General features: G+C 53.0%; 15 protein-coding genes. 9 read left to right on the top strand and 6 right to left on the bottom strand.

The genetic code is table 11. From position 1 onward, the window contains the following. Nucleotides 1-46: 46 nt before the first annotated feature. The 4 genes from ACR0J8_RS05600 to ACR0J8_RS05585 form a co-directional block, all read right to left on the bottom strand. Complete coding sequence (locus ACR0J8_RS05600) at nucleotides 47-1,084, bottom strand: glutathione S-transferase C-terminal domain-containing protein (protein WP_480524198.1); 1,038 nt, start codon at nucleotides 1,082-1,084, stop codon at nucleotides 47-49. A 10-nt stretch (nucleotides 1,085-1,094) separates the two neighbouring features. Then, complete coding sequence (locus tag ACR0J8_RS05595) at nucleotides 1,095-1,661, bottom strand: hemerythrin domain-containing protein (protein ID WP_480524196.1); 567 nt, start codon at nucleotides 1,659-1,661, stop codon at nucleotides 1,095-1,097. A 74-nt stretch (nucleotides 1,662-1,735) separates the two neighbouring features. Further along, complete coding sequence (locus ACR0J8_RS05590; RefSeq protein WP_480889116.1) at nucleotides 1,736-3,268, bottom strand: glutamate synthase-related protein; 1,533 nt, start codon at nucleotides 3,266-3,268, stop codon at nucleotides 1,736-1,738. Nucleotides 3,269-3,271: 3 nt separating this feature from the next. Then, nucleotides 3,272-4,252, bottom strand: coding sequence for a glutathione S-transferase family protein (locus tag ACR0J8_RS05585; RefSeq protein WP_480524192.1), 981 nt, complete (start codon nucleotides 4,250-4,252; stop codon nucleotides 3,272-3,274). A gap of 145 nt (nucleotides 4,253-4,397) precedes the next feature. On the opposite strand from ACR0J8_RS05585, the gene ACR0J8_RS05580 reads away from it, so the two are divergent. Continuing rightward, a complete protein-coding gene (locus ACR0J8_RS05580) occupies nucleotides 4,398-5,306 on the top strand; it encodes a LysR family transcriptional regulator (protein ID WP_480889236.1) in 909 nt (302 codons plus the stop codon). A gap of 290 nt (nucleotides 5,307-5,596) precedes the next feature. On the opposite strand, the gene ACR0J8_RS05575 is transcribed toward ACR0J8_RS05580, so the two are convergent. After that, nucleotides 5,597-6,490, bottom strand: a complete 894-nt coding sequence (locus ACR0J8_RS05575) for a LysR family transcriptional regulator (RefSeq protein WP_170614835.1) — start codon at nucleotides 6,488-6,490, stop codon at nucleotides 5,597-5,599. 156 nt (nucleotides 6,491-6,646) lie between these two features. Between ACR0J8_RS05575 and ACR0J8_RS05570 the strand changes: the two genes are divergently transcribed. From ACR0J8_RS05570 to ACR0J8_RS05560, 3 genes are all read left to right on the top strand, one after another. Beyond that, complete coding sequence (locus ACR0J8_RS05570) at nucleotides 6,647-7,057, top strand: GFA family protein (RefSeq protein WP_480524189.1); 411 nt, start codon at nucleotides 6,647-6,649, stop codon at nucleotides 7,055-7,057. A 33-nt stretch (nucleotides 7,058-7,090) separates the two neighbouring features. Beyond that, a complete protein-coding gene (locus tag ACR0J8_RS05565) occupies nucleotides 7,091-7,297 on the top strand; it encodes a DUF1059 domain-containing protein (protein WP_170614837.1) in 207 nt (68 codons plus the stop codon). A 561-nt stretch (nucleotides 7,298-7,858) separates the two neighbouring features. Continuing rightward, entirely contained in the window at nucleotides 7,859-9,625 is a 1,767-nt protein-coding gene (locus tag ACR0J8_RS05560; protein WP_480524188.1) for an adenylate/guanylate cyclase domain-containing protein, read from the top strand. A gap of 1,099 nt (nucleotides 9,626-10,724) precedes the next feature. Here ACR0J8_RS05560 and ACR0J8_RS05555 read toward each other — a convergent pair. Then, entirely contained in the window at nucleotides 10,725-11,738 is a 1,014-nt protein-coding gene (locus ACR0J8_RS05555) for an AraC family transcriptional regulator (protein WP_480889113.1), read from the bottom strand. Between the two features lie 229 nt (nucleotides 11,739-11,967). Here ACR0J8_RS05555 and ACR0J8_RS05550 point away from each other — a divergent pair, with 229 nt between their 5' ends. From ACR0J8_RS05550 to ACR0J8_RS05530, 5 genes are all read left to right on the top strand, one after another. Next, a complete protein-coding gene (locus ACR0J8_RS05550; RefSeq protein ID WP_480889111.1) occupies nucleotides 11,968-13,497 on the top strand; it encodes an amidohydrolase family protein in 1,530 nt (509 codons plus the stop codon). A gap of 117 nt (nucleotides 13,498-13,614) precedes the next feature. After that, nucleotides 13,615-14,949, top strand: coding sequence for a metal-dependent hydrolase family protein (locus ACR0J8_RS05545; RefSeq protein ID WP_480889110.1), 1,335 nt, complete (start codon nucleotides 13,615-13,617; stop codon nucleotides 14,947-14,949). A gap of 31 nt (nucleotides 14,950-14,980) precedes the next feature. Next, nucleotides 14,981-15,736, top strand: coding sequence for a hypothetical protein (locus ACR0J8_RS05540; RefSeq protein WP_480889108.1), 756 nt, complete (start codon nucleotides 14,981-14,983; stop codon nucleotides 15,734-15,736). A 108-nt stretch (nucleotides 15,737-15,844) separates the two neighbouring features. Continuing rightward, a complete protein-coding gene (locus tag ACR0J8_RS05535) occupies nucleotides 15,845-17,377 on the top strand; it encodes a HoxN/HupN/NixA family nickel/cobalt transporter (protein ID WP_480889106.1) in 1,533 nt (510 codons plus the stop codon). A gap of 510 nt (nucleotides 17,378-17,887) precedes the next feature. Next, nucleotides 17,888-19,125, top strand: a protein-coding gene (locus tag ACR0J8_RS05530) for an IS3 family transposase (RefSeq protein ID WP_480889105.1) whose coding sequence is annotated in 2 segments (ribosomal slippage) — nucleotides 17,888-18,146 and nucleotides 18,146-19,125 — 1,239 coding nt in all. Because the reading frame shifts where the segments join, the coding sequence is not laid out codon by codon here. The last annotated feature ends 70 nt before the right edge of the window (nucleotides 19,126-19,195 follow it).

Below are 19,195 nucleotides of genomic sequence, written 5' to 3'. Positions count from 1 at the left end.
TGGGTCAGTCGATGTTGAAACGTTGCATGCGCGCCCAAAATGAAGATCACTTCGCATGGCGATGGTCCGCTAGTTCCGGATGTTTGTAGGCCTCGGGGTATGTCATTGGTTTCGTGGGGCCAAGGGGTACAACACCATTCCAGCTTCGACCAAAATACCCTTGGCGGCAGTGTTCAATTGAACCGCTGTTTTCCACGCCCGGCACGGAATGCGCGCGGCAAAGCCAGCGCCATAGGTTCGGGTAGTCAAGGATCTTGGCACCGTTGAGCTTCATACGCAGGTAATAGACCGGGTCGTGTCGATACAGCGTCGGAAACAGGCGAAGGTCTGCTTCGGTGAAATGATCGCCCGTCAGAAACATGCGACCGTCGCTGGCAAGGCGTGTGTCAAGCTGTGACAGAGTGTCAAAATAGGCGGTGAAAGCCGCCGCATATACGCTTTGATCAGACGAAAATCCGGCTTTGTAGGCACCGTTGTTGATATTGACGTAAACCAGTTCGTTCAGCTCGTCGATTTCTGTCCGAATGGCCGGATCATCCGGGTAAAGAACTGGCCGTTCATCGTTGCCACGCGAACTGCCCAGTTCGACCGCATTGCGATCCAGCATGCGAATGATCTCGGCGCTTTCGTTGTTGACGATGCGCTTTGACTTTTTATCGTACAGGATTGGAACCGATTTTTCTTCAGAACTTTCTGCCCGATATATGTCGCGCACCAGCCTGAAACCCTGGCCAGTGCCGGTCTCGGCGGTGCATTCCGGAAGTGCTGTCCCGGTCAGCGAAGCCACCAGGTCGGGTGCGAATTGCCAGTGGTTCGGGCCTTCAGGGTCTTCTTCGTCTGTTCGGTTGGGAAACATCACATCCATCGAAATACTGCCCTGCAGGCCCAACACGTTGCGGGCCAGTGTAACCCGGTGGCACCACGGGCAGTTGAGCGCGACAAACAGGTGATACCTGCCCGGTTCTGCGGGAAAATCAGTATCGCCGATGGCATGCCGGAAACCGCTGACGCCGCGCACGAATTCCCCTCGGGCGCGGCGCAGTTCGGCATTTGACTGGTCTTCCTGTTTAGAACGGTCCGTCATTGTTCAAGCTTCACCCTCTCAGACGGTGGTGCAGAATGATAGGCACCGCAAGCTCTTCTTCATCACTTAGATGGCGTTTCAGAAAGGCCTCGATCACTTCCGACGTATCGCGCAGCGCTCCGACCTCTGAACGTGCCTGGGCCTCATCCAGATGGATCAGCTTGATCGCCCGATTGGCTGTTCGGGTGTATTGATCAAGGACCAGATCAAGATCAGCATGATCCTTTTCCAATACCTCCAGGCCCGCATCAAAGCGGGGGTCCGCCGCAGAGAGTTCGGGAAAATAACTGCGATCTTCCCAGCCGTGATGGCCGCGCAGATTGCCGACAAGCGCGTTGCCATAATAGGACAAACGGGCGGCGTACGCGTCGGGTGACACCGTTCGGTCCAGAAAATGCTCGGCATCGGTCCGAACCAATTCGGCAAGACGGCGAAACATCTGATGGGCGCCCAGCCAGTGGCGCGTTTTCTCTTTGAAGCCGGGATGGGAGTCCCAACTGTCGCGCGGATATGTCTCGAGCAAGATCTGCATCTCGCCCGGCATGTTTTCGGTTCGGATATAGTGGTTATCAAGCATGAGCTTACTCCTTTCCGCAAGGATGTGTGGCCCAAATGTTCCGACCGTTAGACCCACGGCTGCACAGCCGCTGTCTATGTCCGCACACCGGCAAAGCGAATTCCGCTCAAATCCGAGACACTGCGTTTCCATGTCGTGATATCGCGCAGACTGAAATCGCTCAGCGATGGGTGACCGCAGGCTCTTGCCAATACTTGCATCAGTTCGACACTCGCACCGAAGTAGCGCGCAAGCCTCTCCGCGCTGACTTGTACATCCAGCCTTTTCCGCAGCTCGGGTTTCTGCGTCGCTACACCAACCGGGCAATTGTTGGAATTACACATGCGAGCCGCAATACAGCCAACGGCCTGCATGGCCGAATTGCTGACCGCAATTACATCAGCGCCCAAAGCCATTGCCTTGGTGAAATCCTCGGCCACGCGCAGCCCGCCGGTGACAACCAGTGTAACTTCGTGGCCTGTTTTTTGATCCAGATGCGCCCGGGCACGTGCAAGCGCCGGGATCGTGGGTACCGAAATATGATCACGGAAAATCAGCGGAGCGGCGCCAGTGCCACCGCCCCGACCATCCAGAATGATGTAATCGGCGCTGGCCGCCAGCGCAAAGTCGATGTCGTCCTCGATGTGATTTGCGGACAATTTAAAGCCAATCGGAATACCGCCAGAGCGTTCCCGCACCTCATCCGCCAGTTTGCGGAAGTCTTCCGGGCCTTCCAGATCTGGGAAGGTCGCAGGCGAAATCGCGTTTTGGCCCGGCTCCAGCCCGCGCACCTCGGCAATTTTTCCCTGCACCTTTTCGCCAGGCAGGTGGCCACCGGTCCCGGTTTTCGCGCCCTGTCCCCCTTTGAAATGGAAGGCTTGTACGCGTTCCACCAACTCCGGCCGCCAGCCAAACCTGGCCGAGGCGAGTTCGTAGAAGTAGCGAGAGTTTTCCGCCTGCTCTTCCGGCAACATGCCACCCTCTCCGGAACAGATGCCGGTCCCGGCCAGTTCGGCGCCACGTGCCAATGCGGTCTTTGCCTCCTCAGACAGGGCCCCAAAGCTCATGTCGGAGACAAATAGCGGGATATCCAGTTTCAGCGGCTTGGTGGCCCGTGGGCCGATTGTGACCGAGGTCGATACCAAGGCGCCATCCAGCAGTGGCTTTCGCGCCATCTGCGCGGGCAGAATCTGGATGTCGTCCCAATGCGGCAAATCTTTGCGCGGCACGCCCATGGCGCCCATTTCCCCGTGGTGACCCAACTTGGAAAGGCCGTCCCTTGCCAGTTCATGAATGCGGGCAACCGTTGGCTCTTCGGGGGTCGGCGTCGCCTTGGGCACATCGCTCACCGGTTCGGGTGCCGGGTCGCCCTCGGACAGGTCACCCAGTCTGGTGTGGCTGCCGTCGCAGAACGGAGCATTGGCGCTGGCTTTACAGCGGCACAAAACAGCCGGGCCGTCCTTTTCTGCCATGAACTTCAGCGGGGCAATCCCGGTTCCGGTGTGGCTGCCGTTGCAGAAGGGCTGTTTTTGCGAGCGCCCGCACCGGCACCAGAAATAGGTTTTACCTTTCTCAAGCTCGACACGTTCCGGGGTCTTAGCGGCGATGATGGGTGGTGTGGTTGTCATGTCTTAATCCAATCTGTCGCGATCATGGGGTAAGGAGTAGTCGATACAGGGACCTATCGGGATGACCCGCGACGGGTTCACCGTTTCATGACTGGCATAATAGTGGTCCTTGATATGCGCCATGTTGACGGTCGCTGCGACGCCGGGCTGTTGGTACAGATCCCGTACATATTCCGACAGATTAGGATAATCCGCGATCCGGCGGATATTGCATTTGAAATGACCCACATAAACCGGGTCAAAACGCACAAGCGTCGTGAACAGGCGCCAGTCTGCCTCGGTAGTCTTGTTTCCGGTCAGGTAACGCTGTTTGCCCAAACGCTCGTCCAGCCAGTCCAGGGTTTCGAACAAAGGGACGACCGCCTCTTCATAGGCATCTTGCGTGGTGGCAAATCCCGCCTTGTAGACCCCGTTGTTCACGGTGTCGTAAATCCGGTCATTCAGGGCATCAATCTCGGGGCGCAGCTCCTTTGGATAGTAGTCCCCCGGCTTTGCTCCGATCCCGTCGAACGCCGTGTTGAACATCCGGATTATTTCGGGGGACTCGTTCGAAACAATGGTCTTGGTCTTTTTGTCCCAGAGAACCGGTACTGTCACCCGCCCGGAATAGTCCGGTTTTGCAGCGGTATAGACCTGGTGCAGAAAATCTGCGCCGTTGATTGTATCCGGCACGGCACCTGGACCGGGTCGAAGTGTCCAACCGTTCTCTGCCATGTACCAATGCACGACCGAGATCGAGATCATTTTCTCCAGTCCCTTGAGTGTGCGAAAGATCAGCGTTCTGTGCGCCCAAGGACACGCCAGAGAAACATAAAGATGGTAACGCCCGGCTTCGGCCTTGAACCCGCCTTCGCCGCTTGGTCCGGGCGCGCCGTCTGCTGTGACCCAATTCCTGAACTGTGGTGCCCGCCGCACGAACCGACCTGCGGTATCCGAGGTGTTGTACCATTGATTTACCCAGCGTCCTTCTTGCAGAAGTCCCATGAGCTGTCCTTTCCAAGCCGCAAACCGTGCCACGTGTTAAGACGTGCCGCATCGTTTCGCTTCAGACTAACTGGTTCATTTTTTCAACCCAGAGACTAATATTAGCCCACCTTGTTCTAATTTGGAGAACGATGCCGTGGGCCAGATGGAAGACATGCGACTGTTCGTTGCAGTCATAGAAGCGGGCAGCATAACGCGGGCTGCCCAGAGCCTTGGAATTGCAAAATCCGCTGTCAGCCGAAGGGTTTCTCTACTGGAGGGTCGCTATGAAACTGTTCTGATCGACCGGCAGCGTGGAAACTGGGAAATAACCGAGACCGGTCGCGAACTGTTTCAGAGAGCAACCCGACTGGTACAGGATATGGATGAAATCACGGATGATTTCACAAGCACTTCCGCCGTGGTCGAAGGACCGTTAAGTGTAAGTGTTCCGCTGGAGTTTGGTGTTTCATTCCTTCAGCCCGCACTTTTTGACTTTAAGCGGAAATACCCGCAAATCCGGCTCACCGTAAACTTCGACGAACGCCAGGTGGATCTGTCCCGAGAGAATTTCGATCTGGCTATCCGGATAACGAACGAACCCGAGGCCAAGCTACTCGCAACGCGTGTCGGCTCTGTTTGGCATGGACTGTTTTGCAGTCGAGGGTATCTGGAGACTCATCCTGCCCCAAAAGAACTGCGAAATCTCCATGACCATCAGTTGTTGTTCTTTGGATCAGCCCACCGCGCAACATGGGAGTTTCTTTCAACACCCGGAAAGACGGAAATCTTTGAGTTCCAACCATACCTCAACTCCAACAGCGGGACGTTCTTGCTGAACGCCATGAAGCAAGGATTAGGAATAGCCCGCCTTCCCAATTTCATCCTTGGACATCTGCAACACTCTGACGACATTGTTCAGGTCCTACCTGAAGTAAAAATCGAAAACTGGGGCATTTTTCTGGTGCATGCTGAAAACAGACGTATGAACCGCCGCATGAGGTTATTTACCGAAGCCATCAAAACCTTCTGCGCCCGGTCACAAAAAAGCATCCAGGAGTCTGACACCGCATAATAAGGTGGCCGCAATATTACTGGCTCTCCATTGTGAATTCCCGCTTCAACAGTGTGATCGTGGCTTGGAGTGAGAAACCCAAATGCGCTGGACACGACAGTTTCTTTCAAGCCGCACACATGAAGTTGCGACAGCTTACTCCCGGATGATGCCTGAATCACAATTCAGGAATGTGGACCTGATCCTAATACTCTTGGTCCTAGTCGGATATACGCGGCGGGCGCGGAACTTTCCAAAAGGGCTAAAACGACCAGCTTCGGCAAGCATTTGGTTTCTTTTGGCACTTCCCGCTAAACACCCGCCTCTGTTGACACGACTTCTGACTTCGATCGGAGCCACTTGAGAAACAGCATTACCTCAGGTCGATGATGATCCGGCAGAGTGTGGATGTAGTAGACGCCAAATAATGGCTCAGAAAACAACTCCACCATTCTGCCTGCCTGAAGATCATCCTGAAAAAAAGCACGCGCTGTGTAGGCAATGCCGTCGCCCCTACGAACGGCAGCCATGATCAGGTTACCCGGCATGTGATTGACTGAGAGAGGCTGCTCTGGAACGACACCGTGGAAGGTAAACCAGTCGCTCGCTTCGTTTGTTCCCAATTCTTGCAACCACAGAAACTGCGTTAATGATTCCGGACTGTTCAGGTCCTTACCTTCAACCAATTCCGGCGTGGCGACGACAATCATGTCAGAAATCAGAACCGGGTCTTCATCCGGCCTTGGCCTACGTTTGTCATGATATCGAATTGCTATGTCGATCCCACCCGGACGAGGTTCAACCAACTGTGACGTTGGATTAAGCATAAGTGTAATTTCCGGGTGTGCGCGTTGAAATTCAGCCATACGCGGAAGTAACCACTCCACGGCGAAGGCTGGTGACATCGTGACCTGTACTGGCCGGTTTGTTGCTGCCTCTGTTACGCGCTCCACGCCTCGGCCAACAATTTCAAAGCCTATACTGAGCTCACGAGCCAAACGTTCCCCCTGAGAGGTCAACGAAATACCTCGGCCACGTTTTTCAACCAAAGGTATGCCCAGGTGCTTTTCCAGGGACTTTACCTGCTGACTGACTGCAGCTTGCGTTACGTTCAAGCATTCTGCGGCCAAGGTGTAGCTGCCCACTTCTGCCACGGCAGAAAAGGCGCGGAGGGCGTTCAAAGACGGCAGGTTCAACCAATTCATATGATAGTTTTTCTAATATATGGGCAGAACAATTGACTCGCATAACGGCGACGAATTGGCAATGCTTGGGTGAAGACAGTCGAACTCGATCACGCCGACTTGGCGAAAAAAACTATCGTCCGTGTCGCCAACTCTCGAACAAAGGGAGCTATCCAAATGCAAGGTTTTGAAGGTGGTTGCTACTGCGGTGCAGTTCGTTACCGGATTAACACGGCCCCAGTCTGGTCTGGCCATTGCCATTGCAGATCATGTCAAATGGCACTTGGCGGGGCTTTTGTCACTTGGGCAAAAGTGGCGTCCGAGGATTTTGCTGTAACAAAGGGCGAAATCCGAACAGTTCAAAAAACACCAGGTGTCACGCGCGGCTTTTGCCCGCAGTGCGGCACCACTCTGACCTATGCAGCCGAGGGGGAGATCGAAGGTCAGGACTGGAGTAAGGACGCTTGGTTTGCCGCTTCCACCTTGGACGATCCATCCGCTGCAGAGCCCAAGGCCCATATTTTCGTTTCTCACAAACAACCGTGGATCAAGCTCAATGACGGCCTTCCTAAGTTTGAGGAGTTTTAGACGAACCGCGGAGTTACACTGGAGGAAAACACAATGAGTACTGCTTTTTCGTACGCCTGCAAAGACTGCGACGGCATGGAAACCTGCCCCGGCAAGGTCGTGGCTTCTACAGAAGATGAAGTATGGAAATTGATGGAACTTCACGCGGTGATCGCGCACGGAGAAGATCCGAGCACTTGGGATGCTGAGACACGCGATTATCTAGGCAAGCTGATAAAAACTCACGACTTCGGCAAATAGTTCGCATTCAGCGAAGTGTTGGGATCAGTACGGGTCCACCCCAGCCCGAATACTTGCCAAAGAACCTTCGTCCCAATTCCGAGTTCACTGGAATGTTAATGGTAGCGGTTCACTTGCTGCTGCATCTGGGTGCAAAGACGCAGGATACGAACCAATGGGCGAACGAAACCTGCTGTGTGTGCGGTCTGTGCAAACGTGGCGTTTGAGGTCTGACGAAGCATATCGATCTCCTGTGTCTGACCTTACGTTAACCGCCATCACAGGAGAGGTCTGTGAACTAGGACACAGACGTTTGCCAATCGCCTTGGAGGCCACCGACGCAGCGTGATTGGTATGCAAAGCGAGGCTCAACGAAGTCCAACAGCCAGATCCTTTGCGGAGGCTTTTTCAAAGCTTGCCTATAAGCTGGAAGCAACAAGTTTTGCCATTGGCCTTCAATCCGCTTGCTGTCGCTTTGGCATTCAGCATTCTTTCTGATTTTCCTCCGGTCCCCACTGGGAACAATCGATTTAAGTCTTTCAAAATGATATACTGCTAAAGCTTGTTAGCCGGGAGATCAGAATGGAACGGCGTCTTGCCACAGTGCTTGCGACGGACGTTGTCGGATACTCCGCGTTGATGCAACGCTCTGAAGCGGACACAGTTAAGCGCCTTAAGCGATTGCGGGATATCGTCAGCGATTTGGCGGAGCGTCATGGTGCTCGGGTCATAAGCTGGGCTGGTGATGGAGCGTTGGCGGAGTTCACCAGTCCGGTTTCAGCGGTCCGAGGGGCCTTTGAATTGCAGCGTGAACTATCGGCCCCTCATAACGCACAGGAAATCGGCCTCCAGTTGCGGATCGGCATACATCTTGCCGATGTGATTGTTGATGGGAAAGATCTTCTGGGAGACGGTGTGAATATCGCCGCCCGCATTCAGGCAGAGGCCCAGCCGGGCGGAGTTCTGGTTTCAAGCGCAGTATTCGAACAAGCCAAACGTGGGGCGCAGGTGCGGTTCATGCCCATGGGTCACCGGCGTTTCAAAAATATTGAAGATGCAATCGAACTTTATGCGATTGAGGGAGACCTCGGACTGCACAGTTGCATGCTTACGAAAGGCTTGCCTCAATCACAGGCTGCCAAGCCTCAGCAACGTGATAACGGTGTTATTGTTCTTCCCTTCCAGAACCGCAATATCGATCCAGAGCAGCAGTACTTTGCGGAAGGTTTTACAGAAGACGTTATCACAGAGCTTTCCCGCTTCACCGAGTTGTTCGTGATTTCACGAAATGCCAGCTTCTCGTTGGAAGGACGCGATTGCGCGCCAGAATCGATATGTAACGAAACGGGTGTTCGGTATGCGGTTGAGGGGGGCGTAAGGGTTTTGGGAAACCGCGTGAGGATTTCCGCGCATCTTTTTGATGCGGCTCGTGGTGCGCAGGTTTGGTCCGAAAACTACGACTGCGACGTGCACGAATTGTTCGATGTTCAGGACGATATGGTTGCCAAAATCTCGGCCGCCGTCGCGGGTCGCGTCGAGCGGCAAGCGGAAAAATCTGCCCGGGAAAAACCTACGGAAGATATGGCCGCTTACGATTGCCTAAAACGAGGGCTTCACCATCACCGCATTGGCGGGGTCACACGCGAGAATGCCGAAGCCGCCATAAAATGGTTGAATAGAGCCTTGGAAAAAGACCCCGCGTTCGGTCGCGCTCAGGCATGGCTGGCCTGCGCTGTAGCAACACGGGACGAATGGCTTGGGATAAAGGACGAAGACCGCTACTGGGAAATGGGGCGGCGCGCTTTGGAATTGGACTGTAATGACGCTGAAGTGCATCGGATCATGGGGTCACTGTCCCTGTACAAAGAGGACTTTGACAATGCGCTTTATCATTACACGCGCGCGCTCGAGATTACGCCAAACCACGCGTACATAGTGGCGCACGCGGGCAATGTTCACAATTATCTGGGCGACGGAGAAAAGGGTTTGGTCTTCCAAAGGCGCGCCGAAGCTCTTGACCCGTTCCTTCCAGAGTATTGCCGGGAAGTGGGCGTCATTGCGCACTATGTCTTGGGGGACTGGGAAGCTTGTTTTCAGGCAGCAACAGCATTCCCGCGACGGACCCGGCGCGCAGCCGCATATCGAGCCGCAGCTGCCCTGCATTTGGGCGACCCGGAGCGGTTGAATCGCGCTATTCGACGATTGGCCACGATTGATCCGGAATTCGATATAGAAGGGTTTCTTTCTGTCGAACGCTTCCAAGACAAGCGGCGCAATGAGCAGCTTCGGGAAGAGATGTACCAGGTGCTGACCATCATGAACAACGGTCTCTTGCGTGCGGTCGTGTGACGAACTTTCGAAACGCAGCAAGTTCTTACTTGCAAACCCGCCGCACATGCAAACACACGAGATGTGTCGAACCCTCTTATTCATCAGAACGCCATTTGTTCAGAAACAACTGACGGCGCGCAAAACCAGTTCGTGACACCTGCTGAGGCGGCTCCAAGCTCCGCCGTATTGCCTGTTGCAACATCAGCGAGGATTATTATTGCCCATGTTGCGTGAAACTGCCCCGGACAACCGCTGCTGCCTCCGAAATTGGGTTTTGGGTTCGTCTGCACGTTAAAAAGTTCGTTTCCGCGCAACTCAAACATTGACGGCAGGCGCAGTAGATTTCGCTTTCTAATGCCTGTTGCCCTCAATTATCGTCTGGTTTCGGCGCGCGCTAGCAAACTCGAACCAAAAAAATCAAGGCGTCGGCGATTAATGGCCCGGCGTTTTTTTCGTTTTTGGCCTCAGATTTACGAAATATAGGCGCTACTGACCTCGTTAATGGGTGCCAAAACCGCCGAAATGGGTTCGTATTGCCTGGCGGTTCACAGCTGTTCCGTTGGGCATAAATAACCCATAATCGGCAGCTCCCAAAATTTAAAGCATTGATTTTTATATATATTTATTATCACCCTTGATTATGCCGCGGCCACTTCGCCCATCTTGACAACTCATTGTCGCCCACAAAAAAATTTAGGCAACAAAAAGGCCGCCCCAAAGGGCGGCTGCTACTTCAGCTTTTTGTTCTTCTAGAATTCTGAGGTTCTGTAGAGCTCCACTCCCGCCGCTTTGGGTTCCCAAACTGGCAAGATCCCTCGAGATTTTAACTTCCTTCGGGCTTCCGGAACTGTTGTTGCCATTCTCGTCGCAACGTCGGTGATCTTTTGGTAGTCCACCTTGAAACGGTCCACGCTAGCAGGGCTAACAAGATCACGCATCTGCCCCATGTGTCTAGTTTGTCCGCAAATTGTCAGAACCGGTTCCATTCCGTCTGGTGGAGTTCGAAGAAGGAAGTCGACTGAGGTGGCACAGTATTGAACAAGTGCCCATTCTGTGGAGAACTCTGTTGTGTTCTCCTATTTCAATGTCGCGCTGATACTGACAATTGTTCAAACGGTTATTGTGCCCTGAGAAGAGTTTCAGAAGGGCTTTCACCAAACAATTCACGATAATTCTTTGCGAAACGTCCAAAGCTTACAAATCCGTATTTCAGTGCGGCCTGCTTGACAGATTGAGGTGGGTCAGAAGGATCTGACAGCCACTCTTTGGCACCAGTCAGTCGCAACTTATAAATGAACTGCATAGGAGTAATTCCATAAACTCCGTCAAACGCTTGATATAAGGTAGTTCTTCCTACTCCGGCGCCTTCACACAGGGTAGCCAAATTAACATCTTCATATCTGTTCTTTCGCGCGAATTGGAGAGCTCGACCCACAGTCTTAAAATCGGGGCTTGGAAGCAAATTCTTGTAGGCCTTCTTAGGCACGCATTCGAGAAGAAATTCGCCTAGAAAGGAAAACATATCTTTTTCATGTGTTGGTGGCATGAACAAACCGCCAGTGAAGTCTCTATGGAATTTAGTGACGGAAAACATGCGTGTAATGCGGGATTTAAGTTGGTGTAGTTGATTGTCGTGGAGTTGCAGTAGCACGTGGTTCGAGTCGATCTCGATGAATTTAGATCCAGCAATGCGGTGAATCGCTTCGATCAACCGCGTTCTGCGTATTGCAAGCATAATGGATGTACGGTTGCTAGCGCTGGTAGTGAACTCAACTCTGCCATCAAGCAGGAACACATCTCCTGGTGCTGCTTCCCAACCATCCAGTTTGTAGGTTCCTTGCCAAGTGATTGGCAGGACAAGCCCGACCCAGTCTTTTGCAGCGAGCATTCTCCAAACTGTATTGGCATCACATTTGACCTTTGAGAGGATAGCGTCGGCGCCAAATACCATCTCTGCACGCAACCCAAGCGGCCCACCACCCAGTTGAACCAACTCGGTCTCTCTGACCGGGAAGTCATTCATATAGGTGTGAAAAGTCGTTTTAGGTGACCACATTGCAATCAAAAATCTTTCAGACTCTCGGCGGTTATTCTGAAGAGTGTAATTCACGAACTTTAGTTGTCCCAACATTAATGAAAACTCGAAGTCGCAAAAATTTTAAGCAACGGAAGAATCGAACACTGAATCCTCTTTGATGAGAACATCTTTCGTGGAAGCATCGCTACTTAAGCGGGTTAAAGCTATTTAAATTCATGAACTTAAACAACTTTCTCCGACGGCTTACGAGAGCTCGGTTCTCTCGCCATTGGAGCAAATAGGCAAAGAAAAGGCGGGGGAGTTCCCCTGATGGGAGGCAAGAATGAACAAGAAACCATTAATTTCAGCAATAGGGCTTTCTCTTCTGTTAGCGCCATTTGCTTACGCCCAATCCTTTGACATCGTAATAAAAAATGGCCGCGTAATGGACCCCGAAACGGGTTTCGACGCTACGGCCAATGTTGGAATCAACAACGGCTTTGTTACTGAAATAAGCACTGACAACTTGGAAGGCATTAGAGAGATTGATGCCTCCGGACATGTGGTTGCGCCAGGGTTCATAGATTATCATTCACACGGTCAGGACCTGTTTGCCCAACGCCTATACGCTCGTGATGGCGTAACAACTCCCATGGATTTGGAAATCGGTCAGTACCCAATAAGCAGCTACTACGACTATTGGGATGGAAAATCGATTGTAAACTATGGCGCCAATGTATCCCATGCTTTCGCCAGATTGGCTGTTCTGGATGGATTGGACCCCGGGGGAAGGGTTTTTTACGAAGGTTCGGCCACACGCGCGATGGATGACGGTCAGCAGTGGAAAACGAAGCTGTATGATCCCCTGGACGAGGCCGCAATTTTGGAGGCGGTTGAAAAAGGATTGCAGCAGGGTGGTATCGGGATTGCATACCCGATTGGGTACTACACCGTTGTTGGAAGTCCGGAGGTCATGGCCGTTACTTCTCTCGCGGCAAAGTATGATCTCCCGATAACAACACACGTTCGGTATCTCTCTCAAATTCCACCCAGCGGTTTCATGGGTATTACCGAAATGCTGACAATTGCCAGGGAAAACAACGTTCCGCTGCTGGTTCACCACGTCCCAAGCAATTGCCTTGGCTTGACGGAGAAGTGTTTGGATTTAATCGACAACGCACGTGCGCAAGGGCAGAAAGTCATCGGTGAATTCTATCCGTATAATTACGCAGGAACCTACGTGGATGCAGACTACAACAAGCCCGGATACAAGGAGCGATTGGGCGTTGAAGCGTCAGACTACATTGTAACAGAAACTGGAGAGCCGCTGAACGACGAAGAGTTTGACCGACTGCGGACAGAAGCGCCCGAAACACAGTTGCTAATGTACACAATGAAAGACGAGTACATCATGGAGGCGATGACCAGGCCTGGTGTAATCGTTGGTTCAGACGCGATGCCCTACATAGTCGACGGCGGGCTGAATGGTGATTTCGAGACGCCGTACGGTGCGGGCGCCGGGCACGCGCGGGGTGCTGGTACTCATGCAAAAGTACTCCGCATGGCGCGGGAAACTGGCGCCATCTCGCTGATGGACGCACTTTCTAAGATGACCTACGAGCCAGCGGCTTTTCTGGAGGACCACGTCCCGCAGATGAAACTTCGCGGGCGCATTCAGGAGGGCTCAGTCGCGGATATTACAATTTTCGATCCGGAAAACGTGACCGATAATTCCGGGCCGGAAAACGGGAAAAACTCTCTCCCATCGTCAGGTATTCCCTATGTGATAGTCAATGGCACCATCGTTGTGGACGACTCAGTGGTTCAGAATGTCCCGGCCGGTGTCCCGATTAGAGGCAAGGTAAGCCAGTAGCCATAGCCGGTGTACTCGGCTCAAAACAACAAAACTCACACCGTATCAAGCTCCATGGCGCCGCTTAACCAAAGAATCTTTGACCGGTAGAGAGCCCTTCAAATCAAGGAGAACATCATGACTTGCAACAGATTATTCGGAGCAATTTTTTACACGGCCTCGATCTTTGGAGCCACAGCGAACGCGCAAGATAGCTCTGTACTCATTACGAATGTTGATGTTTTTGACGGCGTAAATGAAACGCTCATAGAAAATGTGAACGTCCTCATCGACGGCAATATTATCTCAAAGATTTCGCAAGAAGAACTTTCGGAAAACGACGGCCTGGTTGTTGAGGGCAATGGGCACACACTGATGCCCGGCATCATTGAGGGGCACTCTCATCTAGCTTTATCCGGGATAACGTTCGCTGACGTGCTTTTCGAGTTGCCAGGTTACCAATCCATCCGTTCTGTCGATACCGCTCGAGACATGCTGATGAATGGTGTGACCACAGCACGCGATATGGCCGGTGAGGTTTTTAGCCTCAAGCGTGCGATTGACGAGGGTTCTATTGTCGGACCTCGTATTTACCCGTCAGGTTCAATGATATCTCAAACAAGCGGCCATTCGGATTTCAGAGTCAGGAACGAGCGCAACCCATTGCTGGGTGGAGAGCCGCCAATCACTGACTTAACGGGAAACAGTACACTGGTAGATGGGGTCCCAAAGGTGCTCGCCGCGACACGCGAACAACTGCGGCTTGGAGCATCACAGGTCAAACTTGCTATTGGCGGCTCAGTTAGCGGACCCAACGACCCATTAGACACAACGCAGTTTACGTTTGAAGAAATCCAAGCAGCCACAGCAGCCGCGGAAAACTGGGGAACTTACGTTACCGTACACGGCTACACTCCTCGAGCCGTTAATCAAGCAATTGATGCCGGAATTAAGGTGGTCGAGCATGGTCAACTTCTCGACAAGCCAACATTGGAGAGGATGGCGAAAGATGGGATCTGGTTGAGTATTCAACCGTTTACGCTATGCAGCGAGCCTGGACTGAATGATGCACAGAACGCAAAACAAGCTATTGTGTGCCAAGGTACGGGATCAGTCTATGAGTGGATCAAGGGGCTTCCTGAACTAAAGGTTGTTCACGGAACCGACATCTTTATTAGCCCTGGGCCAGGAATTGGTGTCAGCGAGCAAGTCGAACAGATGGAACGGCTGCTGGACTGGTTTACGCCCTACGAAATACTGAAAATGTCGACCGGTAACTTTACAGAGTTGCTCCAGCTTTCCGGGCCAAGAAACCCATACCCAGGAGTGATCGGGCGTGTTGAAGAAGGCGCGTTGGCAGACTTGTTGCTAGTCGACGGCAACCCTCTCGAAGACCTAAGCGCAGTGACGGATCGCGAAAACATCAAAATCATTATGAAAGACGGGGTGATCTACAAAAACACTCTCGAGTGAAGATGTTGTACGCAATCGGAAGGGATGAAAAGTGAATTTTCTCGAACCCAAAAGTCTATCACAACTTACACTATCTACCCTCGCCGCAGCGACACTTACAGCATCCACGGCAGCTGCTGAGGAAGATTGGCAATGGGGTGCCCAACTCTACTTCTGGGGAGCGTCCGTTGGCGGAGAAACCACAACTGGTGGCAATGTCGATATCAGCATAGACAAGATTATCGAGGACCTGAATTTTGGTGTCATGGGCACTCTCGTCGCGCGAAACGACCGATTGTCTTTGATAGCTGACGTCATCTATCTTGATGTAGATGAGTCTGATAGCACTTCCGTCAACTTGGGCGGAGCAAGTGTTCCAGTTACTGCGGATATTGGTCTCAAAGGCTTCATAACCACACTTGGAGCCGGCTACCGCGTGCTTGAGACTAGTGGTGGGTCGCTTGATATCACCGGGGGTGCAAGGGCCTTGTATTTAGACGGCGACGTGAGTGTTAGTGGACTTGGCGCTCCAATCGCCGAGTCGGAATCTGGCACAAACTGGGATGCGGTTATTGGCTTCAGAGGTGAGACAAATATCAATGAGGATTGGTATGTCAGCTACTACGCAGACATCGGCACCGGCGACAGTGATCTAACGTGGCAAGCAGCGGCAGCCATTAACTACAGGTTAAATTCCGTCGACCTAACCGTCGGCTACCGATACTTGGACTGGGACTTAGGCGAATTTGGACCTTTCAGTGAAGTTACCCTTTCCGGCGCATTTTTGGGAGTAAAAGTACCTTTCTAACGTTGCGGTACGTAAAAGTTGAGCCCCGCGAAACTCGAATGGTTCGACTTAAAAATCTGAACGGAAGGGATTAGCCGGATGCCAAGATTCTCGATGCGCGGAGCCGCAATGGCTTTTCTTACATTCGCTTTCTTCTTTGCGGCAGTGCCGTTGCTGGCCGCAGAAGATAACCTTGTTTCGTGGGATGCCCTTGTGCCCTCGGTAGAGCCTTATGACGACCCGTTTCTGGAAATGAAGTACGAGCATAAGTCCGACCTGCGGAAAATTCTGCTTGACCAAATTGCCAAGGAACAAGGCCAAAATGACCCCGAAGCTAGCAAAGCAGCCGAGCAGGCCCGCAACAGGTTAGATGCAGCTGGGCTCAATGCCGACCAGCTTTTGGAACAGCGTCTAGTTGTCATGGAGCGGCGCGAAGAAGAATCAACGGGTGTGACCACCAGACTCCTAGGTGCTGAGCTGACTTTGGACGGCTATGCGCTGCCACTGTCCGTCACGGCGGGAAAAGTTTATGAATTCCTTCTGGTGCCTTGGATAGGCGCTTGTATCCACACTCCGCCTCCACTGCCAAACCAGATCATCCATGTGTCGGTCCCAAAAGGTTTGATTCTAGAAAACCGTTTTCAAAGTATTCGTTTGACCGGCGTTCTGCGGCACGAGCCTAGGGTTCATAAACTGTTCCTCGTCGACGGATCTACTGACATCCCTGTGTCATACAGTATGGCAAACGTCACAATATCCGGAACGCCGCAGAATATTGTTGCATCATCAATGTCGGATCTGCCTGTTCTGGACCGCGCGCAGGTATGGGTAAACAGCCTTTTCACAACGGCCATGACATCTATCCGGAACGGAGAAACAACCGGGGCATTGTTTACAGCCTTATTTCTTGCCTTCGGATACGGCGCTTTACACACCTTGGGCCCGGGGCACGGAAAAGCGGTCGTTATTTCCTATTTTGTCGGCTCTGGCGGTAGCTTGCGGCGCGGACTCGTGATGGGCTTCCGTATAGCAATAATTCACGTTGTTTCGGCCGTGGTAGTTGTTTTCTTGTTGGATTTCGCCGTACGTCAAACCACTGGTGCAGCACCTTCAGACTATCGAGCCATTCGCCTAGTCAGTTACGGGCTGATTATTGCGATTGGTATGTTCATGCTATGGAAAGCGCTTTCAGCAATGCGGCTTGCGTTGAAAGCTGGGGATCTCGGAGCCCCGGCACATGATCACGATCACCACGATCACCATATTCACGGATGCGCCGCCTGCGCCGCGAGCACCGCTCCAGCGGGCAGCGTTTGGATCGCGGCTGCTGTCGGTATAGTGCCGTGCACCGGCGCTTTAATTGTCATGCTTTTTGGGCTTGCAAACGACTTAATCGTACCAGCAATTCTGATGGTTTGCGCAATATCACTCGGCATGGCTATGGCAATGTCAGCCATTGGCATTGCTGCCCTTTGGGGCCGCAGCTGGGCCTATGGCCGCTTTGACATGACGGATAAGCGGCGACAAACCTTCGAACTAAGTACGCGCTTGGTAGGTGCCATTTGTGTTCTTGCAATCGGCGTGACCCTATTCTGGATCAACTACAAGCATTCACCCGCAGCGACTTTGCCTCAAGCAGAGTTGGCTTCAAGCTTTTATTAGCGAGAGCTTTGTAAATTGACGACGGCAGGTTTACTCGCCCCGCTTCTATTGATCTTGATCTGGCGAGCGGTACGTCGAGCTAGAAGAATTCAACATGTTCTGACAGCTCACCTGTGGATTTTCGCAATTTGGAGAAAAAGCGTTCCACACATATTTGCTCTCGGTATCAAAATGAATCGAATTAGCAGATTTTTTTCAGTCACAGACACCATGAAACGATTTGTTTCTGTCAAACTTGAGAGTTCGCAGACCAAGGACCTGTCGAAAGCAACATGTAACCTTGAGCTAAGCAGTCGGATAAAATCCTTTTTCGTGGCTTCATTATTGTTGGTTTTACCTTCAACCCTGTGGGCCTTGGATCCCGCTAACCGAGCCGTGAGGATTACTGATGATGTAGCAACTGACTCCGACGTGGGCGTTCGAAGTGGAGATTTTATAGCTGCTGACCTGCCCCCCGCAAAATCCCTCACCATGAAGTAGAGTCTGCCCAACCTATGTAGGAGCAGACGAATGCGTAAGAGCCGTTTCACCGAGGCGCAAATCATCGGGATGATCAAAGAGCAGGAAGCCGGGATGCCGACAGCGGAGGTGTGCCGTCGGCATGGGCTGAGCCCGGCGACCTTTTACAAGCTGAAGTCCAAGTATGGCGGCATGGAGGTGTCGGAGGCGGCACGGCTGAAGGCGCTGGAGGATGAAAATGCCAAGCTGAAGCGGCTGCTGGCAGACACGATGCTCGACAATGTGGTTCTGAAAGACCTGCTGGGAAAAAGCTGACGGCACCGAAGGAGCGGCGAGAGGCAGCGCTCAATGCGATGCGGGATCATGGCATCTCGCAGCGCAGGGCCTGCCGGCTTGTCGGTGTCGACCCCAAGACGGTCCGGCGCGAACGCCCGCCCGACCATCCCGAGATCCGCCAGGAGATGAAAGAGATCGCAGGCAAACGCCGCCGGTTCGGCTACCGGAGGATCGGCGTTCTGCTTGAGCGCAAAGGCATGATCATGAACCACAAAAAACTCTACCGCCTCTACCGCGAAGAAGGCCTCGCGGTGAAGCGGCGGCGGGGCCGCAAACGCGCCCGGGGCTCACGCACGCCGATGCCCGAAGCCACACGGCCGAACCAGCGCTGGTCCTTGGACTTTCTGGCGGACAGCTTCGGAGCCTCGCGGAAGTTCCGCATCCTGGCCGTGAATGATGACTGCTGCCGGGAAAACCTATGCCTGACCGCGGACACCAGCATTTCAGGTGAGCGCGTTGCTCGGGAGCTGGACGCACTGGTCCGGATCTACGGAAAACCCGCTTGCATTGTCAGCGATAACGGCACGGAATTCACCAGCCGGGCAATCCTGAAATGGGCCGACAGGAACGGCGTGGATTGGCATTACATCGACCCAGGAAAACCGCAGCAGAATGCCTTCATCGAGTCATTCAACGGCAGCCTGCGGGACGAGCTTCTCAATGAAGAGCTGTTCGATACCCTGGACGATGCCCGCCGCAAACTGGCGCTGTGGCGCTACGATTACAACAACGTCAGGCCGCACTCTTCGCTGGGGAACAGAACGCCAAAGCAAGCGCGAGACCGACGATTACCAAAACCAAACCCGCAGACTCTCCTCATGAGCGAGGGACCAGCGGGGGGCAGGTCAACGTCAGATCGGTCTACACGCCAGTTTCACGCCTTCCGGCCTCATTCGTCTTGTAGCACTGAGCCCGCTTCGGGGCGGAGAAGTACAGACAATACTCGGCGGTGAATACGATCTAGATCGTAATCGGTTAGTTCTAAACCCTCAGTCATTCGCGCTTTAAATGATTGAAAGTCTC

It is taken from the genome of Ruegeria sp. N11 (assembly GCF_056531525.1).
The sequence above is the reverse complement of the archived record's forward strand: the minus strand, read 5'-3'. Positions and strand labels throughout refer to the sequence as shown.

Coding starts and splice junctions, on each gene's coding strand:
- ACR0J8_RS05600 (WP_480524198.1), bottom strand. CDS start 1,084: ATGACGGACCGTTCTAAACAGGAAGACCAGTCAAATGCCGAACTGCGC.
- ACR0J8_RS05595 (WP_480524196.1), bottom strand. CDS start 1,661: ATGCTTGATAACCACTATATCCGAACCGAAAACATGCCGGGCGAGATG.
- ACR0J8_RS05590 (WP_480889116.1), bottom strand. CDS start 3,268: ATGACAACCACACCACCCATCATCGCCGCTAAGACCCCGGAACGTGTC.
- ACR0J8_RS05585 (WP_480524192.1), bottom strand. CDS start 4,252: ATGGGACTTCTGCAAGAAGGACGCTGGGTAAATCAATGGTACAACACC.
- ACR0J8_RS05580 (WP_480889236.1), top strand. CDS start 4,398: ATGGAAGACATGCGACTGTTCGTTGCAGTCATAGAAGCGGGCAGCATA.
- ACR0J8_RS05575 (WP_170614835.1), bottom strand. CDS start 6,490: ATGAATTGGTTGAACCTGCCGTCTTTGAACGCCCTCCGCGCCTTTTCT.
- ACR0J8_RS05570 (WP_480524189.1), top strand. CDS start 6,647: ATGCAAGGTTTTGAAGGTGGTTGCTACTGCGGTGCAGTTCGTTACCGG.
- ACR0J8_RS05565 (WP_170614837.1), top strand. CDS start 7,091: ATGAGTACTGCTTTTTCGTACGCCTGCAAAGACTGCGACGGCATGGAA.
- ACR0J8_RS05560 (WP_480524188.1), top strand. CDS start 7,859: ATGGAACGGCGTCTTGCCACAGTGCTTGCGACGGACGTTGTCGGATAC.
- ACR0J8_RS05555 (WP_480889113.1), bottom strand. CDS start 11,738: ATGTTGGGACAACTAAAGTTCGTGAATTACACTCTTCAGAATAACCGC.
- ACR0J8_RS05550 (WP_480889111.1), top strand. CDS start 11,968: ATGAACAAGAAACCATTAATTTCAGCAATAGGGCTTTCTCTTCTGTTA.
- ACR0J8_RS05545 (WP_480889110.1), top strand. CDS start 13,615: ATGACTTGCAACAGATTATTCGGAGCAATTTTTTACACGGCCTCGATC.
- ACR0J8_RS05535 (WP_480889106.1), top strand. CDS start 15,845: ATGGCTTTTCTTACATTCGCTTTCTTCTTTGCGGCAGTGCCGTTGCTG.